Genomic DNA, 26534 nt, shown 5'->3' with positions numbered 1-26534 from the left:
TACCGAGTCTGTAAGTAGGGACAGAGGCTCTGTGACGGGGATTCAGGAAAGTTTCGCGGGTTTCAGCCGAACGGCGCTTCACAGGCGATCCGCCTAGGCCGAAAATTGGCGTCAACTTTGGGCACCTGCAACTGGCGGACTTCAGCGCAGGTAGCTATAAAGTCTGGTGTCCATCTAGATGGACATCAGCCAGGAAGCAATTGAAGTAAGGACACTACCCATGATGCACCACACCCTTAAGCACGGCTCGTGCCGGCAGGAATTCTCCCGCGTTCTCGGTCTGGCCATGAGCAAGCATGACGACATCATGCTGGTGCCTGGCAACATCACCGGCCTGAGGGACCATCTCGAAAAACTTCTCGGTTCGGCATTCGCGAAGCGTTTGCTCGATGAGCGCCAAGCCACCCTCTCCCTGCCCAACGGCGCCAAGAAAACCATCCACCTGGCTTCTCTGTCCGGCTGCTATGGCTTCGAAGACGGCGCCATTGTGTTGCCCTGGGTACCGTTGCAAACCGTTTCCCTCGCCGAACAGAAGCACCCGCGCAGCGACAAGTTCTATATTCCCAATGACGGTCCCGGTACACCCCACCGTGCACCGGGTCGGGACGAGCTTTCTCGCTACCTCTCCAGTTATCCCAGATCAAAAGCGGTGTAAGCGGCTTAAAGCACTAGCAGAAGGCTATCTCCTAGATGAGATAGCCGTGCGCAACTTCTCGGCAGGCTTTCCCAACAGCCGCAGGTTCTCCAGCGAGAACCTGGATATGAAGAGGCTCGTTCGCCGCTTTGCCGACCAGTGGGTGGCCTATTCGATCACGCCCGGCCGTGAAAGCGCTGGGTATTCGCCGCAGTCATCCGTACAATGCGCGCCTCACATACGCAACCCTATGCCCGATGGCGAAAATGCTCAGGCCTCTATCGCCAGGCAATCGGGCCACGCGGTGCAGATTCTGCTTTCTCGCTAGGCCAGATGAATCGTTGGCAAAGGCGACTGGGCTGAAATGAGCCAACCCAGGCTCGCTCCAAATCTGCCCCAAGACTCAATCCACATCTCTGAAACATGCGAGTTAGAGCACTTTGATTTCCACCGCTAATATCACCATGCAGTTTGGCGCCAAGCCGCTGTTCGAGAACGTTTCCGTCAAGTTCAACAACGGCAACCGCTACGGCCTGATCGGCGCCAACGGCTGCGGCAAGTCGACCTTCATGAAGATCCTCGGCGGCGATCTGGAGCCCTCGGGCGGCCAGGTCATGCTCGAGCCGAACGTGCGCCTGGGCAAACTGCGCCAGGATCAGTTCGCCTACGAGCAATTCAACGTGATCGACACCGTGATCATGGGCCACCAGGAGCTGTGGAAGGTCAAGGCCGAGCGCGATCGCATCTACTCGCTGCCGGAAATGAGCGAAGAAGACGGCATGAAGGTCGGTGAGCTCGAAGGCGAGTTCGCCGAGATGGACGGCTACACCGCCGAGTCCCGCGCCGGCGAGCTGCTGCTCGGCCTGGGCATTCCGCTGGAGCAGCATTTTGGCCCGATGAGCGAAGTGGCGCCCGGCTGGAAACTGCGCGTGCTGCTGGCCCAGGCACTGTTCGCCGATCCGGATGTGCTGTTGCTCGACGAGCCGACCAACCACCTGGACATCAACACCATCCGCTGGCTGGAAACGATCCTCACGGCGCGTAACAGCACCATGATCATCATTTCCCACGACCGCCACTTCCTGAACTCGGTCTGCACCCACATGGCCGACCTGGATTACGGCGAGCTGCGCCTGTTCCCGGGCAACTACGATGAGTACATGACCGCTGCGACCCAGTCGCGCGAGCAGCTGCTGGCCGACAACGCCAAGAAGAAGGCGCAGATCTCCGAACTGCAGAGCTTCGTCAGCCGCTTCTCGGCCAACGCCTCGAAAGCCAAGCAGGCGACCAGCCGCGCCAAGCAGATCGACAAGATCCAGCTGGCCGAGGTCAAGCCGTCAAGCCGCGTCAGCCCGTTCATTCGCTTCGAGCAAACCAAGAAACTGCACCGCCAGGCCGTCACCATCGAGAACCTCAGCAAGGCGTTCGATGACAAGGTGCTGTTCAAGAACTTCAGCTTCACCGTCGAAGCTGGCGAGCGCGTGGCGATCATTGGCCCCAACGGGATCGGCAAGACCACCCTGCTACGCACCCTGGTCAGCGAGCTGAAGCCGGATGCCGGCGCAGTGAAATGGACAGAGAGCGCCGAGGTCGGCTACTACGCCCAGGATCACGCTCACGATTTCGAAGACGACGTGACCCTGTTCGACTGGATGGGCCAGTGGACCACCGGCGAGCAAGTCATTCGCGGCACCCTGGGCCGCATGCTGTTCTCCAACGACGAGATCCTCAAGTCGGTCAAGGTCATCTCCGGTGGTGAACAGGGTCGCATGCTGTTCGGCAAGCTGATCCTGCAAAAGCCCAACGTACTGGTGATGGACGAACCGACCAACCACCTGGACATGGAATCCATCGAGGCGCTCAACCTGGCGCTGGAGAACTACCCGGGCACACTGATCTTCGTCAGCCATGACCGCGAGTTCGTCGGATCTCTGGCCACCCGCATCATCGAGCTGTCGGACAACGGCGTCACCGACTTCAGCGGCACCTACGACGATTACCTGCGCAGCCAGGGCATCATCGTCTGATCGGCTGAGCCGGCATAAGCAAGCCCCGTCATCCGCTGGATGACGGGGCTTTTTTGTGGCCGGACGTGGTTTCACAGGCTGGGCCAATATCGGTCACAAGCTGTGGACCCATTGGCAGCAGCCGATATCAGGTCTCCCCTGTGGGAGCGGGCGGGAACGCCTAGTCCATGCCCGCGATTTTTTCGCGCGCATGGCGCGCTCCCACATTCATAATCTCTCCTCAGCTCTGTAGTAGGCCTCTAGAGCGCTGAACGTGGGTTTCGTGGGAGCGGCTTTAGCCGCGATGCTACAGGCGACCGCAAGACTGATCGCGGCTGAAGCCGCTCCCACATCTCTTTGCATCGTGCCTGACGGCATGGCCGGCACCCACATACGGCATCGCCTGAGGGCGTAGCCTAGGTTGAGCATCGCGATACTCAGGTATTTTCCCGGTTGTCGCTACGCTCGACCCGGGCTACCAAATCGAAAAAGCCAGAATGCAGATACAAAAACGCCGCTCAATCGAGCGGCGTTTTGCGTTGCGACTAACTGATCAGGCAGAAAGCTCGATCAGCAGCTTGTTCAGGCGCTGCACGTAGGCGGCCGGGTCTTTAAGGCTGTCGCCGGCGGCCAGGGCAGCCTGGTCGAAGAGGATGTGCGACAGGTCGCCGAAACGATCCTCGTCCGGCTCGGCGTCCAGCTTCTCGATCAGCGGGTGGCTCGGGTTGAATTCGAAGATCGGCTTCGAATCCGGCACCTTCTGCCCACTGGCTTCGAGGATCTGGCGCATCTGCAGGCCCAGGTCCTGCTCGCCGATGGCCAGGATGGCCGGCGAGTCGGTCAGACGGTGGGACACGCGCACCTCGGCGACCTGCTCGCCTAGCGCGGTCTTCAGGCGCTCGACCAAGCCTTCCTTGCTCTTGGCGACTTCTTCCTGGGCCTTCTTGTCCTCTTCGGAGTCCAGCGAGCCCAGGTCCAGATCACCGCGGGCCACGTCGACGAAGCTCTTGCCGTCGAACTCGGTCAGGTAACTCATCAGCCACTCATCGATGCGGTCGGTGAGCAGCAGCACTTCGATGCCTTTCTTGCGGAAGACTTCCAAGTGCGGGCTGTTCTTGACCTGCGCGTAGGATTCGCCGGTTAGGAAGTAGATCTTGTCCTGGCCTTCCTTCAGGCGGCTGACGTAGTCGCCCAGTGATACCACCTGCTCGCCCTCGCCTTCGCTGGTCGAGGCAAAGCGCAACAGGCCGGCGATCTTCTCCTTGTTGGCGAAGTCTTCGGCCGGGCCTTCCTTGAGGACCTGGCCGAAGTTCTTCCAGAAGGTCTTGTATTGCTCGGGCTCGTTCTTGGCCAGTTTCTCCAGCATGTCGAGCACGCGCTTGGTCAACGCCGACTTCATGGAGTCGATCACCGGATCCTTTTGCAGGATTTCGCGCGAAACGTTCAGCGACAGGTCGTTGGAGTCGACCACGCCCTTGATGAAGCGCAGGTACAGCGGCAGGAACTCGTCGGCCTGATCCATGATGAATACGCGCTGGACGTACAGCTTCAGGCCGCGCGGCGCTTCACGCTGGTACAGGTCGAACGGTGCACGGCCTGGCACGTAAAGCAGCGAGGTGTACTCCAGTTTGCCTTCGACCTTGTTGTGACTCCAGCTCAGTGGGTTGTCGTAGTCGTGGGAGACGTGCTTGTAGAACTCCTGGTACTGCTCGTCGGTGACCTCGGTGCGCGGGCGCGTCCACAGCGCACTGGCGCGGTTGACCACTTCCCATTCCGGCTCGGCGGGCTTGTCCTTCTCTTCGCCGTGGAACTCCTTCGGCAGCTCGATCGGCAGGCCGATATGGTCGGAGTATTTCTTGATGACGTTGCGCAGGCGCCAGCCATCGGCGAACTCTTCTTCGCCGCTTTTCAGGTGCAGCACGATGCGGGTACCGCGCTCGGCCTTCTCGACGGTGGCGATCTCGAACTCGCCTTCGCCCTTGGATGCCCAGTGCACGCCTTCGCCAGCAGCCAGGCCTGCGCGACGGGTGAACACTTCGACCTTGTCAGCAACGATGAACGCCGAATAGAAGCCCACGCCGAACTGGCCGATCAGGCTCGAATCCTTTTTCTGGTCACCAGAGAGGTTCTTCAGGAAGTCGGCGGTGCCGGACTTGGCGATGGTGCCCAGGTGCGCGATGGTTTCTTCGCGGCTCATGCCGATGCCGTTGTCTTCGAGGGTGACGGTCTTGGCGTCCTTGTCGAAGCTCACGCGGATCTTCAGCTCGGCACCGTCCTCGAGCAGCTCGGGCTTGGCCAGCGCTTCGAAACGCAGCTTGTCGACGGCGTCGGAGGCGTTGGAGATCAACTCGCGCAGGAAGATTTCCTTGTTGGAATACAGCGAGTGAATCATGAGGTGCAGCAACTGCTTCACCTCTGTCTGGAAGCCCAGGGTTTCTTTTTGAGTTTCCACACTCATGGTCATCTAACTCCACATTGATGGCTAAGCCGCGGTACGGCGGATGACCATCAGGTGGGGACGCGATGGGAAAACTTCAAGTCAGTCGTCGATGCGTTCGACATGCACCACATCGGTCGGCGCCAATGTGAAGCGCGCTTCGCCCGAACCATTGAGACGCTGGCGCAGCACCAGCTGGCCCTGCTCGTCGATACCGGCGAACTGGCCCTGCACTGCGGTGCCCTTCTCGTTGAACAGGCGCAGTTGCTGATTGATGTAGCGCTGCGGCTCGGCGAGCAAGCGCGCCAGGGTCAGCTCCTGACGCGTATCCTGCGGGCTTGCTGGCTCTCTTGGTGCCGACTTGATGGCGACAGTGCTCGGCGCAGGCTCCGCGGTTTTCGCCAATGCGGGAAAATGGTCATCCTCAACCCGCCAGCCAAGCTGCGGATACTTGCTCAGGCGCACCGGCACACGCTGCGACTGACCGGCCACCTGCGCCTGCACGTCGAGCGCCAGGCTGCTGGAGCTCATATCATGCAAGGGCAGCGGTGCGAGCTGCACGTCGCGGGTGGCGAAGCGTCGCTGCAAGTAATCGGTGATCAGGTAAGCGAGGGTATCGCGCGAATCAACGGTGCGATCCACATAGCCCTGCTGGTAGCGCAGGCCGTTACGAAACAGCTCGACCTTGCCGGTCAGGGTGGTCTGGAATTGCGCCGGCAGCACCATATGGAATTCGCCGACCAGGCGGTTCGGCTCTTCAGGCCTCAGATCCAGGTGCAGCGTATAGCCGCCTTTGAGCTGCCGGGCCTCTGGCAGGTCCTGCTCGGGCAGCAACCAGCTCAGCTCGATCTCCGGGAGCTGCCCGGGATCATCGGGCAGCACATCCAGGCGCAAGCCATCAGCCGCCACCGGCAGACCACGAATGCTCAGTTCACGACGAGCAAAAAAATCCTGACCTTCGCGCAGGCTGAGCACACCGTCGATAAGCTCGCCTTCCTGGGGCGCAAAGGGCTCGCCATTGAGCTGGCCATGCAGCTGGATATTCAAGCCGCCGGCAGCCGCCGGCTCGGGGTGTAGCCACTGCAGGCTGATGATGCCGTCCAGGCGTTGCGGATCCTGCCCGGCCATCACCGCCAGCCCGACAACCACCGGAATCATGCCCAGGGCGCAGCACGCCAGCGCCTGCTTGGCACGGTGCCAGTGCGCCACGATAAACAGCAGCGTCAAAGGCGGCAGCAAGCACGCCCAGCCCCACAGCAGGCTGGTGGCGAAGCCGCGCATCACCAGCATTACCAAACCGACGAGGATCAGGAGCAGGCCGCTCAGGATCAACAGCGCATCCATACGATTTCCTTAGATCAGTGACTGGCGCCGATCAATCGCGCGAAGAGCGCAACGATAATGATCGTCGCACTTGGGTTCCATCGACGCGTCGAGACTTTTGGCTTTTCGTGATAGGCCCTGGATTGGTGCTTTCACCTGCTTGGGTGAAGCAAAAAAGCGCATCGACGCAAAGTCAGTGAACTTATCGCGTCCTCGACGCCTCGAAAAACGGTAATGGCATTCACCCAAAGGAGAAACACCACCATGCAAAAATCAGTCGCTTACGCCTTCATGCTGGCTGCCACGCTGGGCCTTGCGGCCTGTGACAAGCCTTCCGAAAACAAAGCTCAAGAAGCTCAGGAAGCCCGTACCGAAGCTCAAGAATCCATGAACGACGCGGCTAAAGAGAGCAACGAAGCTGCTCAGAAAGAAGCCGAAGCTGCTCAAGAAGCCGCCAAAGAGCAACAGGAAGAAGCCCAGACTCCGGCTACCAACCCTGCTCCTGCGGAGCCGGCAGCCCCTGCAGATCCGGCAGCGCCAAAACAGCAATAAGCTGATCTCTTCGCGTTACCCGCAGCTTACTGCGGGTAACGTTCGCTAAATCTTCTCCCGCCTCAACGCATCGCTGGTGTCAGCATGATCAGCAGCGTACATACCATCCCCACCGCCCATACCAAACTGCGCTGCCAGTGCAGATCAGCCCAGTAGAACACCAGATACAGCACCCTCGCGATCACGAAGATCACTGCCAGCCAATCGACTAGCCAGCCGCTGCTTTGAGTAACGTGCGCCATCAACACGGCCACGGCAAACAGCGGAAAAGCCTCGAAGCTGTTGTGGTGGGCAGCCAGCGCTCGCGCGCCGAATCCCGTCAGGCGTGCCTGCTGGGCACGCGGGTGATGGTTGTCATAGGTGCCACCCTCCTCCTTCATCGCCTTGGCCAGCGGCGCCTTGGCTATGAAGATCAGCAAGGCGCTGATGAAGATGCACCAGAATGGAATGCTCATTCTCCTTTCTCCTTGGCCGGCTCGAACGTCGGCGTTTGTGTGTACACCATGACCTCGAGAACATCCGAATGGAATTCGCGGCGATACAGCACCACGACGACACCTGCGGTCACCAGCATGAAGAACCAGGGGTTGATGAACCACGACAGGGTCGCCATGCCGAAATAGTAGGCACGCAAACCGTAGTTGAACTGGTTGGCCGCCATCGAGATGACCCGCGCGGTACGTTCGGCAAAGGCCTTGCGCTCCTGTTCAGTGACGTGACGCTCACCGATCATCGGTGCCGAGCCCACCAGTACGGCAGCAAAGTTGTATTGGCGCATGCACCAGCTGAACGTGAAGAAGGCATAGACGAATACCACGCCCAGGCACAGCAGCTTGACCTCGGAGATGCCACGGCTAGCCGACTGTACGAATGGCAGGTCGGCGAGCAGCGACACCGCGCGATCCGAGGCGCCAAGCACGGTAAGGATACCGGCCAAAATGATCAGCGTGCTGGAAGCGAAGAACGAGGCGTTGCGCTCCAGGTTACCGATCACGTTGGCGTCGGCAATGCGGTTCTCGCGCAGCAGCATGCGGCGCATCCAGTCTTCACGATACAGGTGCAGCACGCTGGCCAGGCACGGCGTGGTGCGACCTTTGGCATGTGCATAACGGGTGTAGCCTGCCCAGCACAGCACGAACCAGCAGGCAGCAATCAGATGGTGCAGATAGTCTTCGCTGAGGGACATGCAAATTCCTTGTAATGCGGGGGCCTGCCGATGATCGTGCCCTGCTCCTCGACCTGCGAGAAGCCGGCGACAGACTCGCGGATTATAGCCACGCCAGGCACAAAAAACCGCTCCGAAGAGCGGCTTTCGTTTACCCGTTCTGAATTACGCCAGCGCTTGCTGCGCCTTGCCACGCCACCAGTCGTAACCGCTGGCCAGGGCCAGCATCACTGCAGACGGCAGCAGCCACGCCAAGCCCTGCTCAGCCAGTGGCAGGCTGGTCAGCCAGCTCGGCAGCCAGCCGTCCAGACCCGCGGCTTTCAGCCCGTCGACGATGCCGAACAGGGTGGCCACCACCATCACCGGCCCGACCACACGCGCCGCGGCGTGCCATAGCCCCCAGCAGAAGCTCAGCGCAATCAGCACGATGCACGGCGGGTAGATGGCCGTGAGCACCGGCACGGAGATCTGGATCAGCTTGGTCAGCCCCAGGTTCGACACCAGCAGCGAGAACGCCGCCAGGATGATCACCAGGCTGCGGTAGGAAAGCGGCACCAGACGGCTGAAGTACTCCGCGCAGGCGCAGGTCAGGCCGACCGCAGTGACCAGGCATGCCAGGGAAATCAGCACCGCCAGAAAAACGCTGCCCAGGCCTCCGAAGGTGTGCTGCACATAGGCGTGCAGTACGGCTGCACCATTGGTGGCGCCTTCGGCGATGCTATGGCTGCCGGCACCGAGGCGGAACAGGCTGATGTAAACCAGCGCCAGGCCGACGCCAGCAATCAGCCCGGCGATGATCGCGTAACGGGTGATCAATTGCGGCGAGGTGACGCCGCGCGAGCGGATGGCGTTGACGATGACGATGCCGAACACCAGCGCGCCCAGCGTATCCATGGTCAGGTAACCATTGATGAAACCCTGGGAGAAAGGCGCAGCCTGGTAGGCCGCCGTCGCCGAGCCCACGCCATCGGGCGTCAGCACAAACGCCGTGCCGCCGAGGATCAGCAGCGCGAGAATCTTCATCGGTCCGAGTACGCGACCCACGGTATCGAGCAGTCGGCCCGGATAAAGCGACACACCCAGCACGATGGCGAAGTACACCAGGCTGTAGACGAACAGAGCCAGCGGGCTTTCACCGGTCAGCGGCGCCAGCCCCACCTCGAACGACACCGTGGCGGTGCGCGGCGTGGCGAACAGCGGGCCGACCGCCAGGTAGCAGACCACGCCGAGCAGCACACCTGCGGCACGGCCGATGGGGGTGCTGAGCGCATCCATGGCGCCGCCAACCTTGGCCAGGGCGACCAGGGTGATGACCGGCAGGCCCACGGCGGTGATCAGGAAGCCCAGCGCAGCCAGCCAGACATGCGGCCCGGCCTGCAGGCCGACGATAGGCGGAAAAATGATGTTGCCGGCCCCGACGAACAGGGCAAACGTCATGAACCCCAGGGCGAGCACGTCCTGGCTTTTCAAGGAAGTCATCTAAGGAAATACCACATCACTAAACGAGTTGAGAGAGGGAATCCCGATGGATAGGGGGACACGTCGTTCGCCCTTGTGGCGCGAACCCTTGTTGCGGGCCTGTTTCGGATAGAAGCGAAACCCATTAGTTGCAAGGCTAACGATTTTGCCGCAAACACCCTGCCCGTTCCAGTCCGGCTGACGGCTGGCTGTAATGGCCTGTCGCCTGAGCAACATTTTTTGGACACAAAAAAGGCCACCCGAGGGTGGCCTTCTTTCGTCAGTGCAGAATGGCTTACGCCTTCTTCACTTCCCAACCGGTCAGCTCGGCCAGGGCCTTGCCGATGTCAGCCAGGGAACGCACGGTCTTCACACCAGCGTCCTGCAGTGCAGCGAATTTCTCGTCTGCAGTACCTTTGCCGCCGGAGATGATGGCGCCAGCGTGGCCCATGCGCTTGCCGGGCGGAGCGGTCACACCAGCGATGTAGGAAACTACAGGCTTGGTGACGTTGGCCTTGATATAGGCAGCCGCTTCTTCTTCAGCCGAACCGCCGATCTCACCGATCATGACGATCGCTTCGGTCTTCGGGTCTTCCTGGAACAGCTTCAGGATGTCGATGAAGTTGGAGCCCGGGATGGGGTCACCACCGATGCCCACGCAGGTGGACTGGCCGAAACCGGCGTCAGTGGTCTGCTTGACGGCTTCGTAGGTCAGGGTGCCGGAACGCGACACGATGCCTACTTTGCCTGGCAGGTGGATGTGACCTGGCATGATGCCGATCTTGCACTCGCCGGGAGTGATCACGCCCGGGCAGTTCGGGCCGATCAGGCGAACGCCCAGCTCGTCACACTTGACCTTGGCGTCGAGCATGTCGAGGGTCGGGATGCCTTCGGTGATGCAGACGATCAGCTTGATGCCGCCGAAAGCCGCTTCCAGGATCGAGTCCTTGCAGAACGGAGCTGGAACGTAGATGACCGAAGCGTCGGCGCCAGTGGCTTCAACGGCTTCTTTCACGGTGTTGAACACCGGCAGGCCCAGGTGAGTGGTACCGCCCTTGCCCGGGGTCACGCCGCCAACCATCTTGGTGCCGTAGGCGATGGCTTGTTCGGAGTGGAAGGTACCTTGCGAGCCAGTGAAACCCTGGCAGATAACCTTGGTGTCTTTATTGATCAGGACGCTCATTACTTGCCCTCCGCAGCTTTGACGACTTGCTGAGCAGCGTCGGTCAGGCTGGTTGCCGCGATGATGTTCAGGCCGCTGTCGGCCAGTACCTTGGCACCCAGTTCAGCGTTGTTGCCTTCCAGACGGACGACAACCGGAACCTTCACGCCAACTTCTTTCACTGCACCGATGATGCCTTCGGCAATCATGTCGCAACGAACGATACCGCCGAAGATGTTCACCAGAACGGCAGCGACGTTGCTGTCGGACAGGATGATCTTGAATGCTTCGGTCACGCGCTCTTTGGTCGCGCCGCCGCCAACGTCCAGGAAGTTGGCCGGCTTGCCGCCGTGCAGGTTGACGATGTCCATGGTGCCCATGGCCAGACCAGCACCGTTGACCATGCAGCCGATGTTGCCTTCCAGCGCGACGTAGTTCAGTTCGAACTTGGCAGCGTGGGCTTCACGGGCGTCGTCTTGCGACGGGTCGTGGAAAGTCTTCAGCTTCGGCTGACGGTACATGGCGTTGGCGTCGATGTTGATCTTCGCGTCCAGGCAGTGCAGGTCACCGTCGGCCTTGATGACCAGCGGGTTGACTTCCAGCAGGGCCAGATCGTGGTCCTGGAACAGCTTGGCCAAACCTACGAAGATCTTGGCGAACTGAGCGACTTGCTTGCCTTCCAGACCCAGCTGGAATGCCAGCTCGCGGCCCTGGAACGGCTGAGCGCCGACCAGCGGATCAATGGTCGCCTTGAGGATCTTCTCAGGGGTGTCGTGAGCGATCTTCTCGATGTCCACGCCACCTTCGGTGGAAGCCATGAACACGATGCGACGGCTGGAACGGTCAACGACCGCACCCAGGTACAGTTCCTTGGCGATGTCGGTGCAGGACTCGACCAGGATCTTGGTGACAGGCTGGCCATTGGCGTCAGTCTGATAGGTCACCAGGCGCTTGCCCAGCCAGTTGGCAGCGAAAGCCTTGGCGTCTTCCTTGCTCTTGACCAGTTTCACACCGCCCGCTTTACCGCGGCCACCAGCGTGTACCTGAGCCTTGACGACCCACTCGGTCCCGCCGATTTTTTCACAGGCCGCTGCGGCCTCTTCCGGGGTGTCTACGGCAAAGCCCTTGGATACGGGCAGGCCGTACTCAGCGAACAGCTGCTTACCCTGATACTCGTGAAGATTCATGCTTGTCTACCGTCTTCGTTTAGGTATTGCGCATCGGTGCTGCACTCACGTGCCGCACCACCTGTGGCTGCCTCTTGGCAGCCCGGCGCACATTCCGCGATAGGCCCTGGGGCCTCGCACGGGCCATGCGCCGTGGTTCTGCTTCGCGAAAAATCGTCTGAACGACGCCGGCCCGTAGGCCGGCATCAGACAGATGACTTTTTAGCGTTTCTTGCGGTTGGCGATGTGAATCGCGCCACCGTTGACTGCCAGGGCGGCTTCGTGGAGCGCCTCGGACAGGGTTGGGTGCGAGAACACCATCATGCCCAGGTCTTCGGCACTGGTGCCGAATTCCATGCCGATGGCGCCCTGCTGTACCAGCTCGGCCGCGCTTGGGCCGATGACGTGAACGCCCAGCACACGGTCGGTGTTGGCGTCAGCGATGACCTTGACGAAACCACCAGTGTCGTTGGCCGCCATGGCACGGCCGCTGGCCGCGAACGGGAAGGTACCGACATTGATGGCCACGCCTTCGCCCTTGAGCTGCTGCTCGGTCTTGCCGACCCATGCGATTTCCGGGTGGGTGTAGATGACCGACGGGATCAGGTCGTAGTTCATCTGCGCCTTGTGACCGGCGATGCGCTCGGCAACCATCACGCCCTCTTCCGAGGCCTTGTGGGCCAGCATCATGCCGCGTACCACGTCACCGATGGCGTAAACGCCCGGAACGCTGGTGGCGCAATGGTCGTCGACGAAGATGTAGCCACGCTCGTCCAGGTCCACGCCGCTGTCCGAAGCCAGCAGGTCGGTGGTTACCGGGCGACGGCCGACCGCAACGATCAGCTTGTCGAAAACGATCTTCTGTTCGCCAGCGGCATCGGTGTAGTTGACGGTAACTTGCTTCTTCTTGACTTCGGAGCCGGTGACGCGAGCGCCCAGCTTGATGTCCAGACCCTGCTTGGTGAGGGTCTTGAAGGCTTCCTTGGCAACGGCTTCGTCAGCGGCCGGCAGGAACTTGTCCAGCGCTTCGAGAACGGTCACTTCCGCGCCCAAGCGAGCCCAGACCGAACCCAGTTCCAGACCGATGACGCCAGCGCCGATAACGCCCAGCTTCTTCGGTACGGCCTGGAATTCCAGGGCGCCGGTGGAATCGACGATCACGTCCTGGTCGACCGGAGCCGGCGGAATGTCGATCGGACGCGAGCCGGAGGCCAGGATCACGTTCTCGGCCTCGACGACGGAGGTCTTGCCGTCTTTATCGGTAACTTCGACTTTCTTGCCAGCCAGCAACTTGCCGTGGCCTTCGAGCAGGGTCACACCGTTAGCCTTGAACAGGCCGGCAACGCCGCCGGTCAGGTTCTTGATGATGGTGTTCTTGCGACCGACCATGGCCGGTACGTCGATGCTCACGCCCTTGGCGCTGATGCCGTGAACGGCAAAACCGTCCTGGGCTTCGTGAAATTTCCAGGAGCTGTCCAGCAGCGCCTTGGAGGGAATGCAACCGACGTTCAGGCAGGTGCCGCCCAGTGCGGTCTTACCGTCCTTGTCCTGGTACTTCTCGATGCACGCGGTCTTGAGACCGAGTTGAGCGGCCTTGATGGCGGCTACATAGCCGCCAGGGCCGGCACCGATGACTACCACGTCGAATTTCTGGCTCATAAAAGATTCCTTTTAGCGTATAGCTTCGAGCTCGAGCCGCGGACGAAGGCCCTGTAGGGCGCAGCGTCCACGACCCGCAGCTGCGTTTAGATGTCCAGCAGCAGACGCGCTGGGTCTTCCAGCAGGTTCTTGATGGTCACCAGGAAGGTCACGGCTTCTTTACCATCGATCAAACGGTGATCGTAGGACAGCGCCAGGTACATCATCGGGCGAATGACCACTTGGCCGTTCACGGCAACCGGGCGCTGGATGATGTTGTGCATGCCCAGGATCGCGGCCTGCGGCGGATTGACGATCGGCGTCGACATCATCGAACCGAAGGTACCACCGTTGGTGATGGTGAAGGTGCCGCCAGTCATCTCTTCGATGGACAGCTTGCCGTCACGTGCTTTCTTGCCATAGGCAGCGATGCCGGCTTCGATATCGGCCAGGCCCATCAGCTCGGCGTTGCGCAGCACCGGAACCACCAGACCACGGTCGCTGGAAACGGCTACGCCGATGTCCTGGTAGCCGTGGTAGACGATGTCGTTGCCATCGATCGAGGCATTGACCGCCGGCAGGCGCTTCAGCGCTTCGGTAGCCGCTTTCACGAAGAAGGACATGAAGCCCAGGCGGGTACCGTTGTGGGCTTTCTCGAACTGGTCTTTGTACTTCGAACGCAGCGCCATGATCTCGGACATGTCGACTTCGTTGAAGGTAGTCAGCATCGCCATGTTCGACTGAGCTTCGACCAGGCGACGGGCAACGGTGGCGCGAACGCGAGTCATCGGCACGCGCTTCTCGGTACGGTCGCCAGCACCGGTTACTACCGGGGCTGCGGCAGCGGCGGCGGCTGCAGGCTTGGCAGCCGGAGCGTTCTTCTTGGCTTCAACGGCGGCGACCACGTCTTCCTTGGTCACACGGCCGCCTTTGCCCGAACCGCTGATGCTGTTCGGATCGATGCCGTTCTCTTCAGCCAGCTTGCGAGCGGCTGGCGAGAGGATCTGGTCGTCACCGCCAGCAGCGGCCGGTGCAGCGGCAGCCTGGGCCGGCGCAGCAGCGGCTTGAGCAGGCGCAGCGGCCGGAGCGGCAGCGCCACCTTCGGTCAGCTTGCCCAGCACTTCGTTGGAGAGGACGGTGTCGCCTTCGTTCTTGACGATCTCGGCAACCACGCCATCGGCCTCGGCCAGCACTTCGATCACGACCTTGTCGGTCTCGATGTCGACGATCAGCTCATCGCGCTTGACCGCTTCGCCCGGCTTCTTGTGCCAGGTCGCAACGGTGCCGTCGGCGACCGATTCGGGGAATGTAGGGGCTTTGATCTCGATAGCCATTGTGCTCTTTTCCTTAAATTCGGTTATTCGAGGAGGCGGCCTCTAGGCCGCCTCCTTCGCGATGGCGTTAAACGGTGAAGGCATCCTGCAGCAGTTTTTCCTGCTGCTCGGCGTGCATGGACGCGTAACCACAAGCCGGGGCTGCCGAAGCGTCACGGCCGGCATACTCGAGCACCAGCGATTTCTTGTGCGCCGCAGCGGCACGACGCATGTGGTGCTGGCTGCAGTACCAGGCGCCCTGGTTCATCGGTTCTTCCTGACACCAGACGATGTGCTTGAGATTCTTGTACGGGGCAAGAACCTCGGCCAGGTCATCTTCCGGGAACGGATACAGCTGCTCGAGGCGCACGATGGCGATGTCCTCGCGGCCTTCGGCGCGGCGCTTTTCCAGCAGGTCGTAGTAAACCTTGCCGCTGCACAGCACCAGACGCTCGACCTTCTTCGGATCGATCGAGTCGATTTCCGGAATGACGGTCTGGAACGAGCCTTCGGCCAGATCTTCCAGGGTCGACACGGCCAGCTTGTGGCGCAGCAGCGACTTGGGCGTCAGCACCACCAGCGGCTTGCGCAGCGGGCGGATGACCTGACGACGCAGCAGGTGGTAGATCTGCGCAGGCGTGGTCGGTACCGCCACCTGGATGTTGTGCTCGGCGCACAACTGCAGGTAACGCTCCAGACGTGCCGACGAGTGCTCCGGGCCCTGCCCTTCATAACCGTGCGGCAGCAGCATGGTCAGGCCGCACAGACGGCCCCACTTGGTTTCGCCACTGGAGATGAACTGGTCGAACACCACCTGGGCGCCGTTGGCGAAGTCGCCGAACTGGGCTTCCCAGATCACCAGCGCATTCGGCGTGGTGGTGGCGTAGCCGTATTCGAAGGCCAGCACGGCTTCTTCCGAGAGGAAGGAGTCGTACAGGTCGAAACGCGGCTGACCTTCGTACAGGTGCTGCAGCGGCAGGTAGGACGAGCCGTCCTTCTGGTTGTGCAGTTGTGCGTGGCGGTGCGAGAAAGTCCCGCGGCCAACGTCCTGACCAGTGATACGGATCGGATGACCTTCGACCAGCAGGGTCGCATAGGCCATGGTCTCGGCGTAGCCCCAGTTCAGCGGCAGGCCGCCAGCGCCCATCTTGGCACGGTCTTCGTAGATCTTGGTGACCTGGCGCTGAACAACGAAACCGTCCGGCGTTTCCAGCAGCTTGTTGGACAGCTCCTGCAGGGTCTTGAGATCGAAACGCGTGTCGTGACGTGCGGTCCAGGCGTGGCCCAGATACGGACGCCAGTCGACGAACAGTTCCTTGTTGGGCTCCTTGACCAGGCTCTTGACAACGTGTTGACCGTTGTCCAGCGCGGTGCGGTAGTCATCGACCTGAGCCTGAATGGCATCGACGTTGAGGCTACCGGCGTTGCTCAGGGCTTCGGCATACAGCTCACGGGTAGTGCGCTGCTTGGCGATCTGCTGGTACATCAGCGGCTGGGTGCCGCTCGGCTCGTCGGCCTCGTTGTGGCCGCGACGGCGGTAGCAGACCAGGTCGATGACCACGTCACGCTTGTACTGCATGCGGTAATCGACGGCCAGCTGAGTGACGAACAGCACGGCTTCCGGATCATCGCCATTCACATGGAAGATCGGCGCCTGGATCATCTTGGCGACATCGGTGGCGTACTCGGTGGAACGCGCGTCGTCGGCACGGTTGGTGGTGAAGCCAACCTGGTTGTTGATCACGATGTGGATGGTGCCGCCCGTCTTGTAAGCGCGGGTCTGCGACATCTGGAAGGTTTCCATGACCACGCCCTGACCGGCGAATGCCGCGTCACCGTGGATGGAAATCGGCACGACCTTGTCACCGGAGAAGTCGCTGCGACGATCCTGGCGAGCACGTACCGAACCCTCGACCACCGGAGAGACGATCTCCAGGTGCGACGGGTTGAACGCCAGTGCCAGGTGCACTTCGCCGCCACGGGTCATCACGTTCGAGGAGAAGCCCTGGTGGTATTTCACGTCACCGGAGCTCAGGCCTTCGACCTTCTTGCCTTCGAACTCGTCGAACAGGTCGCGCGGGTTCTTGCCGAAGGTGTTGACCAGCACGTTCAGACGGCCACGGTGGGCCATGCCGATGACGATTTCCTTGGTGCCGTAGGAGCCGCTGCGCTGGATGATTTCATCGAGCATCGGGATCAGGCTTTCACCGCCTTCCAGACCAAAGCGCTTGGTGCCCGGATACTTGGTGCCCAGGTACTTCTCCAGACCCTCGGCAGCAGTCAGGCGCTCGAGCAGGTGGCTCTGCACGTCGGCAGAAACCTGCGGGCGGCCGCGAACGCTTTCCAGACGCTGCTGGAACCAGCTGCGCTGCTCGGAATCGGTGATGTGGGTGAACTCGGAGCCGATGGTGCGACAATATGTCTGATGCAACGCATCGCGGATTTCCCGCAAAGTTGCTTCTTCTTTGCCGATTGCCAGGCCACCCGTGCGGAAGGTGGTGTCCAGATCCGCGTCGGTGAGGCTGTAATGACTGATCGACAGATCAGCAGGAACAGGACGCTGCCACAGCCCGAGCGGATCGAGCTGTGCTGCCTGGTGGCCACGCATGCGAAATGCCTGAATCATCCGCAACACTTCGACCTGCTTCTTCTCGTGTTCGCTGCTCACGGTGCCGGCAGACGCCGGTTGAGCGCGACGCTGGTTCTTGGCCAGCAACACGAAATGATCACGAATCGTCGAGTGCGATACGTCGTTGGCGGTGCTGCCTTCGGACGGCAACTTATCGAAATAAGTGCGCCACTCTTCCGGCACGGCGTTGGGATCGTGCAGGTAGAGCTCGTAGAGCTCCTCCACGTAGGCAGCGTTACCACCGGATAGGTGGGCACTGTCCCACATGCGCTGCATCACGCTTTCTTGCATGCTTGGTCACCCTCGGTAAGGGGACACCACCGGCGAGGACACCGTAGGCTTTCGAAGTCAGGTTGCAGCGACTTCAGCAAAGCCACCAATAATCCCGCAGATAGTCCGGGCACCAGCCCGAATGCCCCTGCTGGTCGTCATATTTTTCGTATAAGGGCGTCGGCGGCTAGGCCAACGCCCTGGCGATACTGCAACACCGACATGACGTCGGTGCGGCAGGTGTTACGGGTCGAGCTAAAGAGCGATGAATCAGGTACCGCTTTGCAGCAGCATGTTGCGTACGTGACCGATGGCCTTGGTCGGGTTCAGACCCTTGGGGCACACGTTCACGCAGTTCATGATGCCGCGGCAGCGGAACACACTGAATGGATCGTCGAGCGATGCCAATCGTTCCGCCGTCTTGGTATCACGGCTGTCAGCCAAGAAACGGTAGGCCTGCAGCAGTGCAGCCGGGCCCAGGAACTTGTCCGGGTTCCACCAGAAGGACGGACAGCTGGTCGAACAGCACGCGCACAGGATGCACTCGTACAGACCGTCGAGCTTCTCGCGCTCCTCCGGCGACTGCAGACGCTCGATGGCCGGAGCCGGGGTGTCGTTCTGCAGGAATGGCTGCACCTTCTCGTACTGCTTGTAGAAGATGCTCATATCGACGACCAGGTCACGAATGACCGGCAGGCCAGGCAGCGGGCGAATCACCAGCTTGTTGCCCTTGACCACGCTGGAGATCGGCGTGATGCAGGCCAGGCCGTTCTTGCCGCTGATGTTCATGCCGTCGGAACCGCACACGCCTTCACGGCAGGAGCGGCGATACGAGAAGCCTTCGTCCTGCTCTTTGATCAGGGCCAGGATGTCGAGCACCATCAGGTCTTTGCCGTCGATGGTGATGTCGAAGTCCTGCATGAACGGCGCTTTGTCCGCTTCCGGGTTGTAGCGATAAACGCTGACTTTCAAGCTTTTGCCAAGAGACATGGTAGCCACCCTTAATAAGTACGAACTTTGGGTTCAAATGCCGGTACGGTCTTCGGAGAGAAATTGACATCGCGCTTGGCGACGCGTTTCTCACCTGGGAAGTACAGGCTGTGGCACAACCAGTTGGTGTCGTCACGGTCTTCGAAGTCTTCACGGGCGTGGGCGCCGCGAGACTCGGTACGGGTGTCGGCTGCGATAGCAGTGGCTTCGGCGACTTCCAGCAGGTTCTGCAGCTCCAGCGCTTCGATACGCGCGGTGTTGAAGGCCTGGCTCTTGTCGTTGATCTTGACCTTGGCGATACGCTCGCGCAGGTCGGCCAACTGGGCGATGCCCTTCTTCATGTATTCGCCGGTGCGGAATACGCCGAAGTAGTTCTGCATGCACGACTGCAGCTCGCGCTTGAGGGTGGCAACGTCTTCGCCGCTGCTACGCTCGTTGACGCCGGCCAGACGGCCCAGCGACAGCTCGATGTCGGTTTCGCTGGCACCACGGACTTCCACGCCTTCTTTCAGCGCTTTTTCCAGGTGCAGGCCAGCGGCGCGACCGAATACCACCAGGTCGAGCAGCGAGTTGCCGCCCAGGCGGTTGGCACCGTGAACCGAAACGCAAGCCACTTCGCCCACGGCGAACAGACCTTCGATGATCTTGTCGTTGCCGTTGGCATCCTGGGTGATGGCCTGACCATGAATGTTGGTGGCAACGCCGCCCATCATATAGTGGCAGGTCGGGATGACCGGAACCGGCGCGACAACCGGATCGACGTGCGCGAAGGTTTTGGACAGCTCGCAGATGCCTGGCAGGCGGCTGTGCAGTACTTCTTCGCCCAGGTGATCGAGCTTCAGCAGTACGTGGTCCTTGTTCGGGCCACAGCCGTTGCCGGCGATGACTTCCTTGACCATGGAACGGGCCACGACGTCACGACCGGCGAGGTCCTTGGCGTTGGGCGCATAGCGCTCCATGAAGCGCTCGCCATGGGCGTTGATCAGGTAACCACCCTCACCACGGCAGCCTTCAGTAACCAGCACACCAGCACCGGCGATACCGGTCGGGTGGAACTGCCACATTTCGATGTCCTGCACCGGTACGCCAGCACGCAGGGCCATGCCCACGCCGTCACCGGTGTTGATCAGGGCATTGGTGGTGGAGGCGTAGATACGGCCGGCACCGCCAGTGGCCAGAACTACAGCCTTGGAACGGATATAAACGGTTTCGCCGGTCTCGATGCAGATGGCGATGACGCCAACGATGGCGCCGTCCTGATTCTTGACCAGATCGACCGCGTACCACTCGTTGAGGAACGAGGTACCCGCTTTCAGGTTGGCCTGATACAGGGTGTGCAGCAGCGCGTGACCGGTACGGTCGGCCGCGGCGCAAGTACGGGCAGCCTGAGTCGGGTTATCCGGCCCCTTGGACTGGCCACCGAACGGACGCTGATAGATGCGGCCCTGCTCGGTGCGGGAGAACGGCAGGCCCATGTGCTCGAGCTCGAACACCGCCTCGGGGCCTACGGAACACATGTATTCGATCGCGTCCTGGTCACCGATGTAATCGGAACCCTTGACGGTGTCGTACATGTGCCAGCGCCAGTCGTCGTTCGGATCGTTCGAAGCGATGGCACAGGTGATACCGCCCTGGGCGGATACGGTGTGCGAACGGGTCGGGAAGACCTTGGTGACCACTGCTGTCTTGTGACCGCCTTGCGCCAGCTGCAGAGCAGCGCGCATACCGGCACCGCCACCACCGACGATGATGGCGTCATAGGAAAGAGTACGAATGCTAGTCATGAATCAGAAACCCCAAAGAATCTGCACGCCCCAGACGAAGAACACGAACATGGCGATGCCACACGCGGCCTGGAACAGAAAACGCACGGCTGTTGCCCACTTGCCCAGCGCGGTTTGCGTCAGGTAGTCGGTGGAAATGGTCCACATACCTACCCAGGCGTGAACGCCCAGCGCGACGAGGGTCAACAGACTGAAGATGCGCATTGCATTATTGGAGAACAGGCCGTGCCATTGGGCGTAGCCCATGCCTGGGTTCAGAACGACGTAGCCCAGCAGGAACAGGACATAAGCCGCGAGCACGACTGCAGAAACACGCTGGGCCATCCAGTCATAGAGGCCCGAGCGCGAGAAATTCGTGACATTAGTTACCATATCCACACCCCCAGCAGCACGATCAGGATTACCGCTACGACGAGAACGATTTTGGAACCCAGCTTGCCGCCTTCCAGCGTCTCACCGACTCCAGCATCCATGATCAAGTGGCGCACACCGGCCACCAGGTGGTACAGCAGAGCGGACAGCAGTCCCCAGATCACGAACTTGGCCAGCGGGCTGGTCAAGCATTCTTTCACCTGAGCGAAGCCCTCTTCCGAAGACAGCGACTTGTCGAGCCCGTAAAGCAGCACGGCAATGCCGAGGAAAAGGATCACACCAGAAATACGGTGAAGAATGGACGTGTAAGCGGTGACTGGGAGCTTTATCGTCCGAAGGTCTAAGTTTACAGGTCGTTGGCTATTCACGGCTTTATTATCACACTGAGAGCCCCAGCTATCAGGGCTGAGTTGTCGGGAAGCGCACTGGTCAGGTACCCATCACCCAAGGAGTGACAACCACCAGAAACCGGGCTCGAAGCCCTTGGCGGTCGGGCGCAGAGTATAGACAGTTAGGTCGCTAATGACAACGCGAATACCCCTACCTAATAGCGATTGCGTCAAGCCTGGAAATGCCGTAAAAGGGCGCGCCTTTTTGTCGCAGACAGGCCACTCAAACCCTTCTATTGCCTGGGTTTTCGCAAATTGACTTTCAGATTCATAACACTATAGTGATGCGGGCCCTGCGTGGGGGGCCGACTGATGATTCCAAGCATAACTAGGAGGCCACACATGGCTGACAAAAAAGCGCAGTTGATCATCGAGGGCGCAGCCCCCGTAGAGCTGCCCGTTTTATCCGGCACCGTTGGCCCAGATGTGATCGACGTGCGGAGCCTGACTGCCACGGGCAACTTCACCTTCGACCCCGGTTTCATGTCGACCGCTTCGTGCGAGTCGAAGATCACCTATATTGACGGTGACAAGGGCGTACTGCTGCATCGCGGCTACCCCATCGAACAGCTGGCTGAAAAAGCCGACTACCTGGATACCTGCTACCTGCTGCTCAATGGCGAACTGCCGAACGAAGACCAGAAGGCCCAGTTCGTCAGCACCATCAAGAACCACACCATGGTTCACGAGCAACTGAAGACCTTCTTCAACGGTTTCCGTCGTGACGCACACCCGATGGCCGTCATGTGTGGTGTGGTTGGCGCCCTCTCCGCCTTCTATCACGACTCCCTGGACATCAAGAACCCGCAGCACCGCGACATTTCCGCGATGCGCCTGGTCGCCAAGATGCCGACCATCGCTGCCATGGTGTACAAGTACTCCAAGGGCGAGCCGATGATGTACCCGCGTAACGACCTGAACTACGCGGAAAACTTCCTGCACATGATGTTCAACACCCCATGCGAGACCAAGCCGATCAGCCCTGTGCTGGCCAAGGCCATGGACCGCATCTTCATCCTGCACGCCGACCACGAGCAGAATGCTTCCACTTCCACCGTGCGCCTGGCGGGCTCCTCGGGCGCCAACCCGTTCGCCTGTATTGCTGCCGGTATCGCCGCGCTCTGGGGCCCGGCCCACGGCGGTGCGAACGAAGCCGTACTGGCCATGCTGGACGAAATCGGCGACGTGTCGAACATCGACAAGTTCATCGCCAAGGCCAAGGACAAGGACGATCCGTTCAAGCTCATGGGCTTCGGTCACCGCGTCTACAAGAACTTCGACCCGCGCGCCCAGGTCATGAAGCAGACCTGCGACGAGGTTCTGGCCGAGCTGGGCATCAACGACCCGCAGCTGGAACTGGCCATGAAGCTCGACGAGATCGCCCGTAACGATCCGTACTTCAAGGAGCGCAACCTGTACCCGAACGTCGACTTCTACTCGGGGATCATCCTCAAGGCGATCGGCATTCCAACCAGCATGTTCACCGTGATCTTCGCCCTGGCGCGTACCGTCGGCTGGATTTCGCACTGGAAGGAAATGCTCTCCGGTCCGTACAAGATCGGCCGCCCGCGCCAGCTGTACACCGGCCCGACCCAGCGCGATATCAAGCGTTAATCCGCTCGCGCTGCGTTACCGAAAGCCCATATCCACGGATATGGGCTTTTTCATTTCTGTCCCCCTCGCTCAGGCTTTATCATGGCGCCCTGTTTCCAGCACCGGGCCGTTCATGAAATTCGCCATTGCCCTGTTTTCGCCGCCGTCGGCGCCCTCCTCCCGCCGCGCCCTGCGCTTCGCAGAAGCCGCGTTGCAGAGCGGACATGAGATCTCGCGCCTGTTCTTCTACGCCGACGGCGTGTACAGCGCTTCCGGCAACATCGTCAGCCCTCAGGATGAAACCGACGTGGCGCGCCATTGGCGCGAACTCGTCGCCAGCAACGGGCTCGACGGCGTGGTATGCATAGCTGCTGCACTGCGCCGCGGCGTGCTGGATGAGCAGGAGGCGCGTCGCTACGAACGCGAAGCCGCCAACCTGCCCGCGCCCTGGGTACTTTCCGGTTTGGGCCAGCTGCACGAAGCGGCGCAAGAGGCCGACCGGCTGATCTGTTTCGGAGGTGACTGAGATGACCCAGTCGCTGCTGATCATCAGCCGCCAGGCGCCCTGGGGCGGCCCGGGTGCTCGCGAAGCCCTGGATATCGCCCTGGCCGGCGGCGCCTTCGACCTGCCCATCGGCCTGCTGTTTCTCGATGACGGCGTACTGCAGTTGGCTGTCGGGCAAGCGCCCCAGGCCGTGCAGCAGAAAGATCTGACCGCCAATCTGCAGGCCCTGCCGATGTTCGGCGTCGAAGCGCTGTACGCCTGCGCCCAGAGTCTGGCGCAGCGCGGCCTGAGCGACACCTCGCTGGCCGTCGAGCGTCTGGACACCGACGGTCTGCGCGCCCTTATCGACCGCTACGACCAGGTGATCACCCTGTGATGAAGACGCTGCACGTACTTTCCAGTTCTCCGTTTAGCGATGACCGCCTGAGCAGTTGCCTGCGCCTGCTGGGCAATAGCGATGGCCTGCTGCTGTGCGGCGACGCTACCTACGCCGTACGACCGGGCACCAATCACGCCGAAGCGCTGGCAGCGCTGCAGGGCGCCGCGCTGTACGCCCTGGCCGAAGACATCCAGGCCCGCGGGCTCAAGCCTGCGGTAGATATCCAGCAGGTCGACTATCCGGGCTTTGTCGCCCTCGCCTGCCAGTTCAGCAAGGTGAACACCTGGTTATGAGCGCCCTGATCGTCAACGACCGCAGCATCGAACTGGACAAGGACGGCTACCTGCTCGAACTGCAAGACTGGTCCGCCGAGGTGGCCGCCGCGCTGGCTGCCCGTGAACAGCTGGACTTGAGCGCTGAACACTGGGAAATCCTCGAGTTGTTGCGCGCTTTCTACGCCGAGTTTCAGCTATCGCCGGCCAATCGCCCGCTGATCAAGTACGTCGCCCTCAAGCTGGGCCCGGAAAAAGGCAACAGCCTGCATCTCAACCGCCTATTCAACGGCGCACCCGCCAAGCTCGCCGCCAAGCTGGCGGGCCTGCCCAAGCCGACCAATTGCCTATGAACCTCGTCACACCCGAAGAACACCCGTTCGCCGCCTTCGTGCGCATCCTCGGCAAGGGCAAGCGCGGCGCGCGCAACCTGACCCGCGAAGAAGCCCGGGAGGCCATGGGCATGATCCTCGACGGAAAGGTCGAGGACGCCCAGCTCGGCGCTTTTCTGATGCTCCTGCGCCACAAAGAGGAAAGCGCCGAGGAAATGGCCGGCTTTACCGAAGCGGTGCGCGCCCGCCTGGCTGCGCCCGCCATCCAGGTCGATTTCGACTGGCCGACCTACGCCGGCAAGAAGCGCCATCTGCCCTGGTTCCTGCTCGCCGGCAAAGCCCTGGCGAACAGCGGCCTGCGCATCTTCATGCATGGCGGCGGCGCGCACACCGCCGGGCGGCTGTACAGTGAGCAGCTGCTAGGCGAACTGGAAATCCCGCTGTGCCGCAATTGGGACGAGGTTTCGCGCAATCTGGAGCACCGCAACCTGGCTTTCATGTCGCTGGGCGACTGGATGCCGGCCCTGCAGCGCATGATCGACCTGCGCAACGTACTGGGCCTGCGCTCACCAATCCATTCCCTGGCACGCATTCTCAATCCGCTGGCGGCGCGTTGCGGCCTGCAGAGCATCTTCCATCCGGGCTATCAGGCCGTACACCGCGAAGCCAGCCAGTTGCTCGGCGATCACGCCATCGTGGTCAAGGGTGACGGCGGTGAGATCGAGCTGAACCCGGATGCCGTCTGCCATCTGTATGGCACCGAGAACGGCGAGAACTGGGACGAAGACTGGCCGATGCTCTCCGAGCGCCGCCACGTCAAACCCGAGCGTCTCGATCTGGCTCATCTGCAAGCCGTGTGGCGCGGCGAAGCCGAAGATGCCTATGGCCAATTGGCGATCATCGCCACCATGGCGCTGGCCCTGCGCGGGCTTGGCTTGCAGCGCGAAGCCGCGTTTGCGGAGGCGGAAAAACGCTGGCAAGCACGCCACCTATCGAGTCAGCCGATTCGTTGAACCCGGTTTTTAAGGCTTGTGTCGATAGCTGACTGAGTAGACTCCAGGCATCGACTGAAACGGGGGAAAACGACATGGGCTTGCTGATCGAAGGCCAATGGCATGACCAGTGGTATGACACGGGCGCGGGCGGGCGCTTCAAGCGCGAAAACGCCCAACGCCGCAACTGGATCACCGCCGACGGTTCGGCCGGGCCGTCCGGAGAGAGTGGCTTCGCCGCCGAAGCCGGTCGCTATCACCTCTATGTTTCGCTGGCCTGCCCTTGGGCGCACCGTACGCTGATTTTGCGCAGCCTCAAGGGCCTCGAACCACTGATCGACGTGTCGGTGGTCAGCTGGCTGATGCGCGAGAACGGTTGGACGTTCGACCGCGAACACGGCTCCAGTGGCGACGCCCTGGACGACTTTGCCTTCCTGCACCAGCGCTACACCCAGGATGACCCGGACTACACCGGCCGCGTCACCGTGCCCCTGCTGTGGGACAAACAACAGCAACGTATTGTCAGCAACGAATCGGCGGAAATCATCCGCATGTTCAACTCGGCGTTCGACGGCATTACCGGCAACCGCCTGGACTTCTACCCCGAGCATCTGCGCGGTGAAATCGACGCGCTCAATGAGCGCATCTACCCGGCAGTCAACAACGGCGTATACCGAGCCGGCTTTGCCACCACCCAGGAGGCCTACGAGGAAGCCTTCGATGAAGTGTTCGATGAACTGACGGTGTTGGAAACCCGCCTGGGGCAATCGCGCTACCTGGCTGGCGAGTACCTGACCGAAGCCGACTGGCGGCTGTTCACCACCCTGGTGCGCTTCGACGCCGTGTACCACGGCCACTTCAAGTGCAATCTGCGGCGCATCGCCGATTACCCGAACCTCAGCCACTGGCTGCGCGAACTCTACCAGTGGCCCGGGGTGGCGGCGACCGTGGACATGTGGCACATCCAGCACCACTACTACGCCAGCCACCAGACCATCAACCCGACCGGCATCGTGCCCAAGGGCCCGGCACTGGACTTCGACGCGCCCCACGACCGCGAGCGCCTGCCGGGCAAAGGCGTCTATCGCCACACTTGATCAAAGACGTAGCCCGGGTCGAGCGCAGCGACCCGGGCTCTTCCCCACGATTGAGCAATGATCCCAGGTTACGCCT

24 protein-coding genes are annotated in these 26534 nt (G+C 61.2%); 10 read left to right on the top strand and 14 right to left on the bottom strand.

The features are described from left to right. Window positions 1-178 precede the first annotated feature (178 nt). Window positions 179-655, top strand: coding sequence for a hypothetical protein (locus FB481_RS20855; RefSeq protein WP_147177603.1), 477 nt, complete (start codon window positions 179-181; stop codon window positions 653-655). A 419-nt stretch (window positions 656-1074) separates the two neighbouring features. After that, entirely contained in the window at window positions 1075-2661 is a 1587-nt protein-coding gene (locus tag FB481_RS20850; RefSeq protein ID WP_093504494.1) for an ABC-F family ATPase, read from the top strand. 532 nt (window positions 2662-3193) lie between these two features. On the opposite strand, the gene htpG is transcribed toward FB481_RS20850, so the two are convergent. Then, a complete protein-coding gene (htpG, locus tag FB481_RS20845) occupies window positions 3194-5098 on the bottom strand; it encodes a molecular chaperone HtpG (RefSeq protein ID WP_027905507.1) in 1905 nt (634 codons plus the stop codon). An 81-nt stretch (window positions 5099-5179) separates the two neighbouring features. Further along, entirely contained in the window at window positions 5180-6421 is a 1242-nt protein-coding gene (locus FB481_RS20840) for an MFS transporter (RefSeq protein WP_147177602.1), read from the bottom strand. Between the two features lie 243 nt (window positions 6422-6664). Here FB481_RS20840 and FB481_RS20835 point away from each other — a divergent pair, with 243 nt between their 5' ends. Further along, window positions 6665-6952: a hypothetical protein gene (locus FB481_RS20835; RefSeq protein ID WP_093504490.1), complete on the top strand. Its 288-nt coding sequence runs from the start codon at window positions 6665-6667 to the stop codon at window positions 6950-6952. Between the two features lie 62 nt (window positions 6953-7014). On the opposite strand, the gene FB481_RS20830 is transcribed toward FB481_RS20835, so the two are convergent. The 12 genes from FB481_RS20830 to sdhC form a co-directional block, all read right to left on the bottom strand. Further along, complete coding sequence (locus tag FB481_RS20830) at window positions 7015-7407, bottom strand: MAPEG family protein (RefSeq protein ID WP_093504488.1); 393 nt, start codon at window positions 7405-7407, stop codon at window positions 7015-7017. Continuing rightward, window positions 7404-8138: a DUF599 domain-containing protein gene (locus FB481_RS20825; RefSeq protein WP_093504486.1), complete on the bottom strand. Its 735-nt coding sequence runs from the start codon at window positions 8136-8138 to the stop codon at window positions 7404-7406. The genes FB481_RS20830 and FB481_RS20825 overlap by 4 nt, the downstream gene beginning before the upstream one ends. A gap of 144 nt (window positions 8139-8282) precedes the next feature. Continuing rightward, a complete protein-coding gene (gene brnQ, locus FB481_RS20820) occupies window positions 8283-9596 on the bottom strand; it encodes a branched-chain amino acid transport system II carrier protein (protein WP_147177601.1) in 1314 nt (437 codons plus the stop codon). 274 nt (window positions 9597-9870) lie between these two features. After that, entirely contained in the window at window positions 9871-10758 is an 888-nt protein-coding gene (gene sucD, locus FB481_RS20815) for a succinate--CoA ligase subunit alpha (RefSeq protein WP_013791582.1), read from the bottom strand. Further along, complete coding sequence (sucC, locus tag FB481_RS20810; RefSeq protein WP_013791583.1) at window positions 10758-11924, bottom strand: ADP-forming succinate--CoA ligase subunit beta; 1167 nt, start codon at window positions 11922-11924, stop codon at window positions 10758-10760. The genes sucD and sucC overlap by 1 nt, the downstream gene beginning before the upstream one ends. 201 nt (window positions 11925-12125) lie before the next feature. Continuing rightward, window positions 12126-13562, bottom strand: coding sequence for a dihydrolipoyl dehydrogenase (gene lpdA, locus FB481_RS20805; RefSeq protein ID WP_093504482.1), 1437 nt, complete (start codon window positions 13560-13562; stop codon window positions 12126-12128). A gap of 86 nt (window positions 13563-13648) precedes the next feature. Beyond that, the gene (gene odhB / locus FB481_RS20800; protein ID WP_147177600.1) at window positions 13649-14875 is read right to left on the bottom strand and encodes a 2-oxoglutarate dehydrogenase complex dihydrolipoyllysine-residue succinyltransferase; all 1227 of its coding nucleotides are present in this window, start codon (window positions 14873-14875) and stop codon (window positions 13649-13651) included. A 67-nt stretch (window positions 14876-14942) separates the two neighbouring features. Continuing rightward, window positions 14943-17774, bottom strand: a complete 2832-nt coding sequence (locus FB481_RS20795; protein ID WP_147177599.1) for a 2-oxoglutarate dehydrogenase E1 component — start codon at window positions 17772-17774, stop codon at window positions 14943-14945. Window positions 17775-18023: 249 nt separating this feature from the next. After that, the gene (locus FB481_RS20790) at window positions 18024-18743 is read right to left on the bottom strand and encodes a succinate dehydrogenase iron-sulfur subunit (protein WP_013791587.1); all 720 of its coding nucleotides are present in this window, start codon (window positions 18741-18743) and stop codon (window positions 18024-18026) included. Window positions 18744-18754: 11 nt separating this feature from the next. Next, a complete protein-coding gene (sdhA, locus tag FB481_RS20785; protein WP_093504476.1) occupies window positions 18755-20527 on the bottom strand; it encodes a succinate dehydrogenase flavoprotein subunit in 1773 nt (590 codons plus the stop codon). Window positions 20528-20530: 3 nt separating this feature from the next. Next, the gene (sdhD, locus tag FB481_RS20780) at window positions 20531-20899 is read right to left on the bottom strand and encodes a succinate dehydrogenase, hydrophobic membrane anchor protein (RefSeq protein WP_093504474.1); all 369 of its coding nucleotides are present in this window, start codon (window positions 20897-20899) and stop codon (window positions 20531-20533) included. Beyond that, window positions 20893-21267: a succinate dehydrogenase, cytochrome b556 subunit gene (gene sdhC / locus FB481_RS20775; protein WP_093504472.1), complete on the bottom strand. Its 375-nt coding sequence runs from the start codon at window positions 21265-21267 to the stop codon at window positions 20893-20895. Before sdhC ends, sdhD begins: the two co-directional genes overlap by 7 nt. A gap of 363 nt (window positions 21268-21630) precedes the next feature. Between sdhC and gltA the strand changes: the two genes are divergently transcribed. The 7 genes from gltA (at window position 21631) to FB481_RS20740 (ending at window position 26458) form a co-directional block, all read left to right on the top strand. After that, window positions 21631-22902 (top strand): citrate synthase, encoded by a 1272-nt coding sequence (gene gltA, locus FB481_RS20770; RefSeq protein ID WP_093504470.1) that lies wholly within the window; start codon window positions 21631-21633, stop codon window positions 22900-22902. Window positions 22903-23014: 112 nt separating this feature from the next. Beyond that, window positions 23015-23407, top strand: a complete 393-nt coding sequence (tusD, locus tag FB481_RS20765; RefSeq protein WP_147177598.1) for a sulfurtransferase complex subunit TusD — start codon at window positions 23015-23017, stop codon at window positions 23405-23407. 1 nt (window position 23408) lies between these two features. Further along, a complete protein-coding gene (gene tusC / locus FB481_RS20760) occupies window positions 23409-23762 on the top strand; it encodes a sulfurtransferase complex subunit TusC (protein WP_147177597.1) in 354 nt (117 codons plus the stop codon). Then, entirely contained in the window at window positions 23762-24058 is a 297-nt protein-coding gene (tusB, locus tag FB481_RS20755) for a sulfurtransferase complex subunit TusB (RefSeq protein ID WP_147177596.1), read from the top strand. Before tusC ends, tusB begins: the two co-directional genes overlap by 1 nt. Then, a complete protein-coding gene (locus tag FB481_RS20750) occupies window positions 24055-24390 on the top strand; it encodes a TusE/DsrC/DsvC family sulfur relay protein (protein ID WP_093504462.1) in 336 nt (111 codons plus the stop codon). Before tusB ends, FB481_RS20750 begins: the two co-directional genes overlap by 4 nt. Next, a complete protein-coding gene (locus FB481_RS20745) occupies window positions 24387-25382 on the top strand; it encodes a glycosyl transferase family protein (protein ID WP_147177595.1) in 996 nt (331 codons plus the stop codon). The genes FB481_RS20750 and FB481_RS20745 overlap by 4 nt, the downstream gene beginning before the upstream one ends. A gap of 74 nt (window positions 25383-25456) precedes the next feature. After that, entirely contained in the window at window positions 25457-26458 is a 1002-nt protein-coding gene (locus FB481_RS20740) for a glutathione S-transferase family protein (protein WP_147177594.1), read from the top strand. The last annotated feature ends 76 nt before the right edge of the window (window positions 26459-26534 follow it).

Source organism: Pseudomonas sp. AG1028 (genome assembly GCF_007993955.1).
GTDB lineage: Bacteria > Pseudomonadota > Gammaproteobacteria > Pseudomonadales > Pseudomonadaceae > Aquipseudomonas > Aquipseudomonas straminea.
Note: the sequence above shows the minus strand (reverse complement) of the source record. Positions and strands in the feature narration are given on the sequence as shown.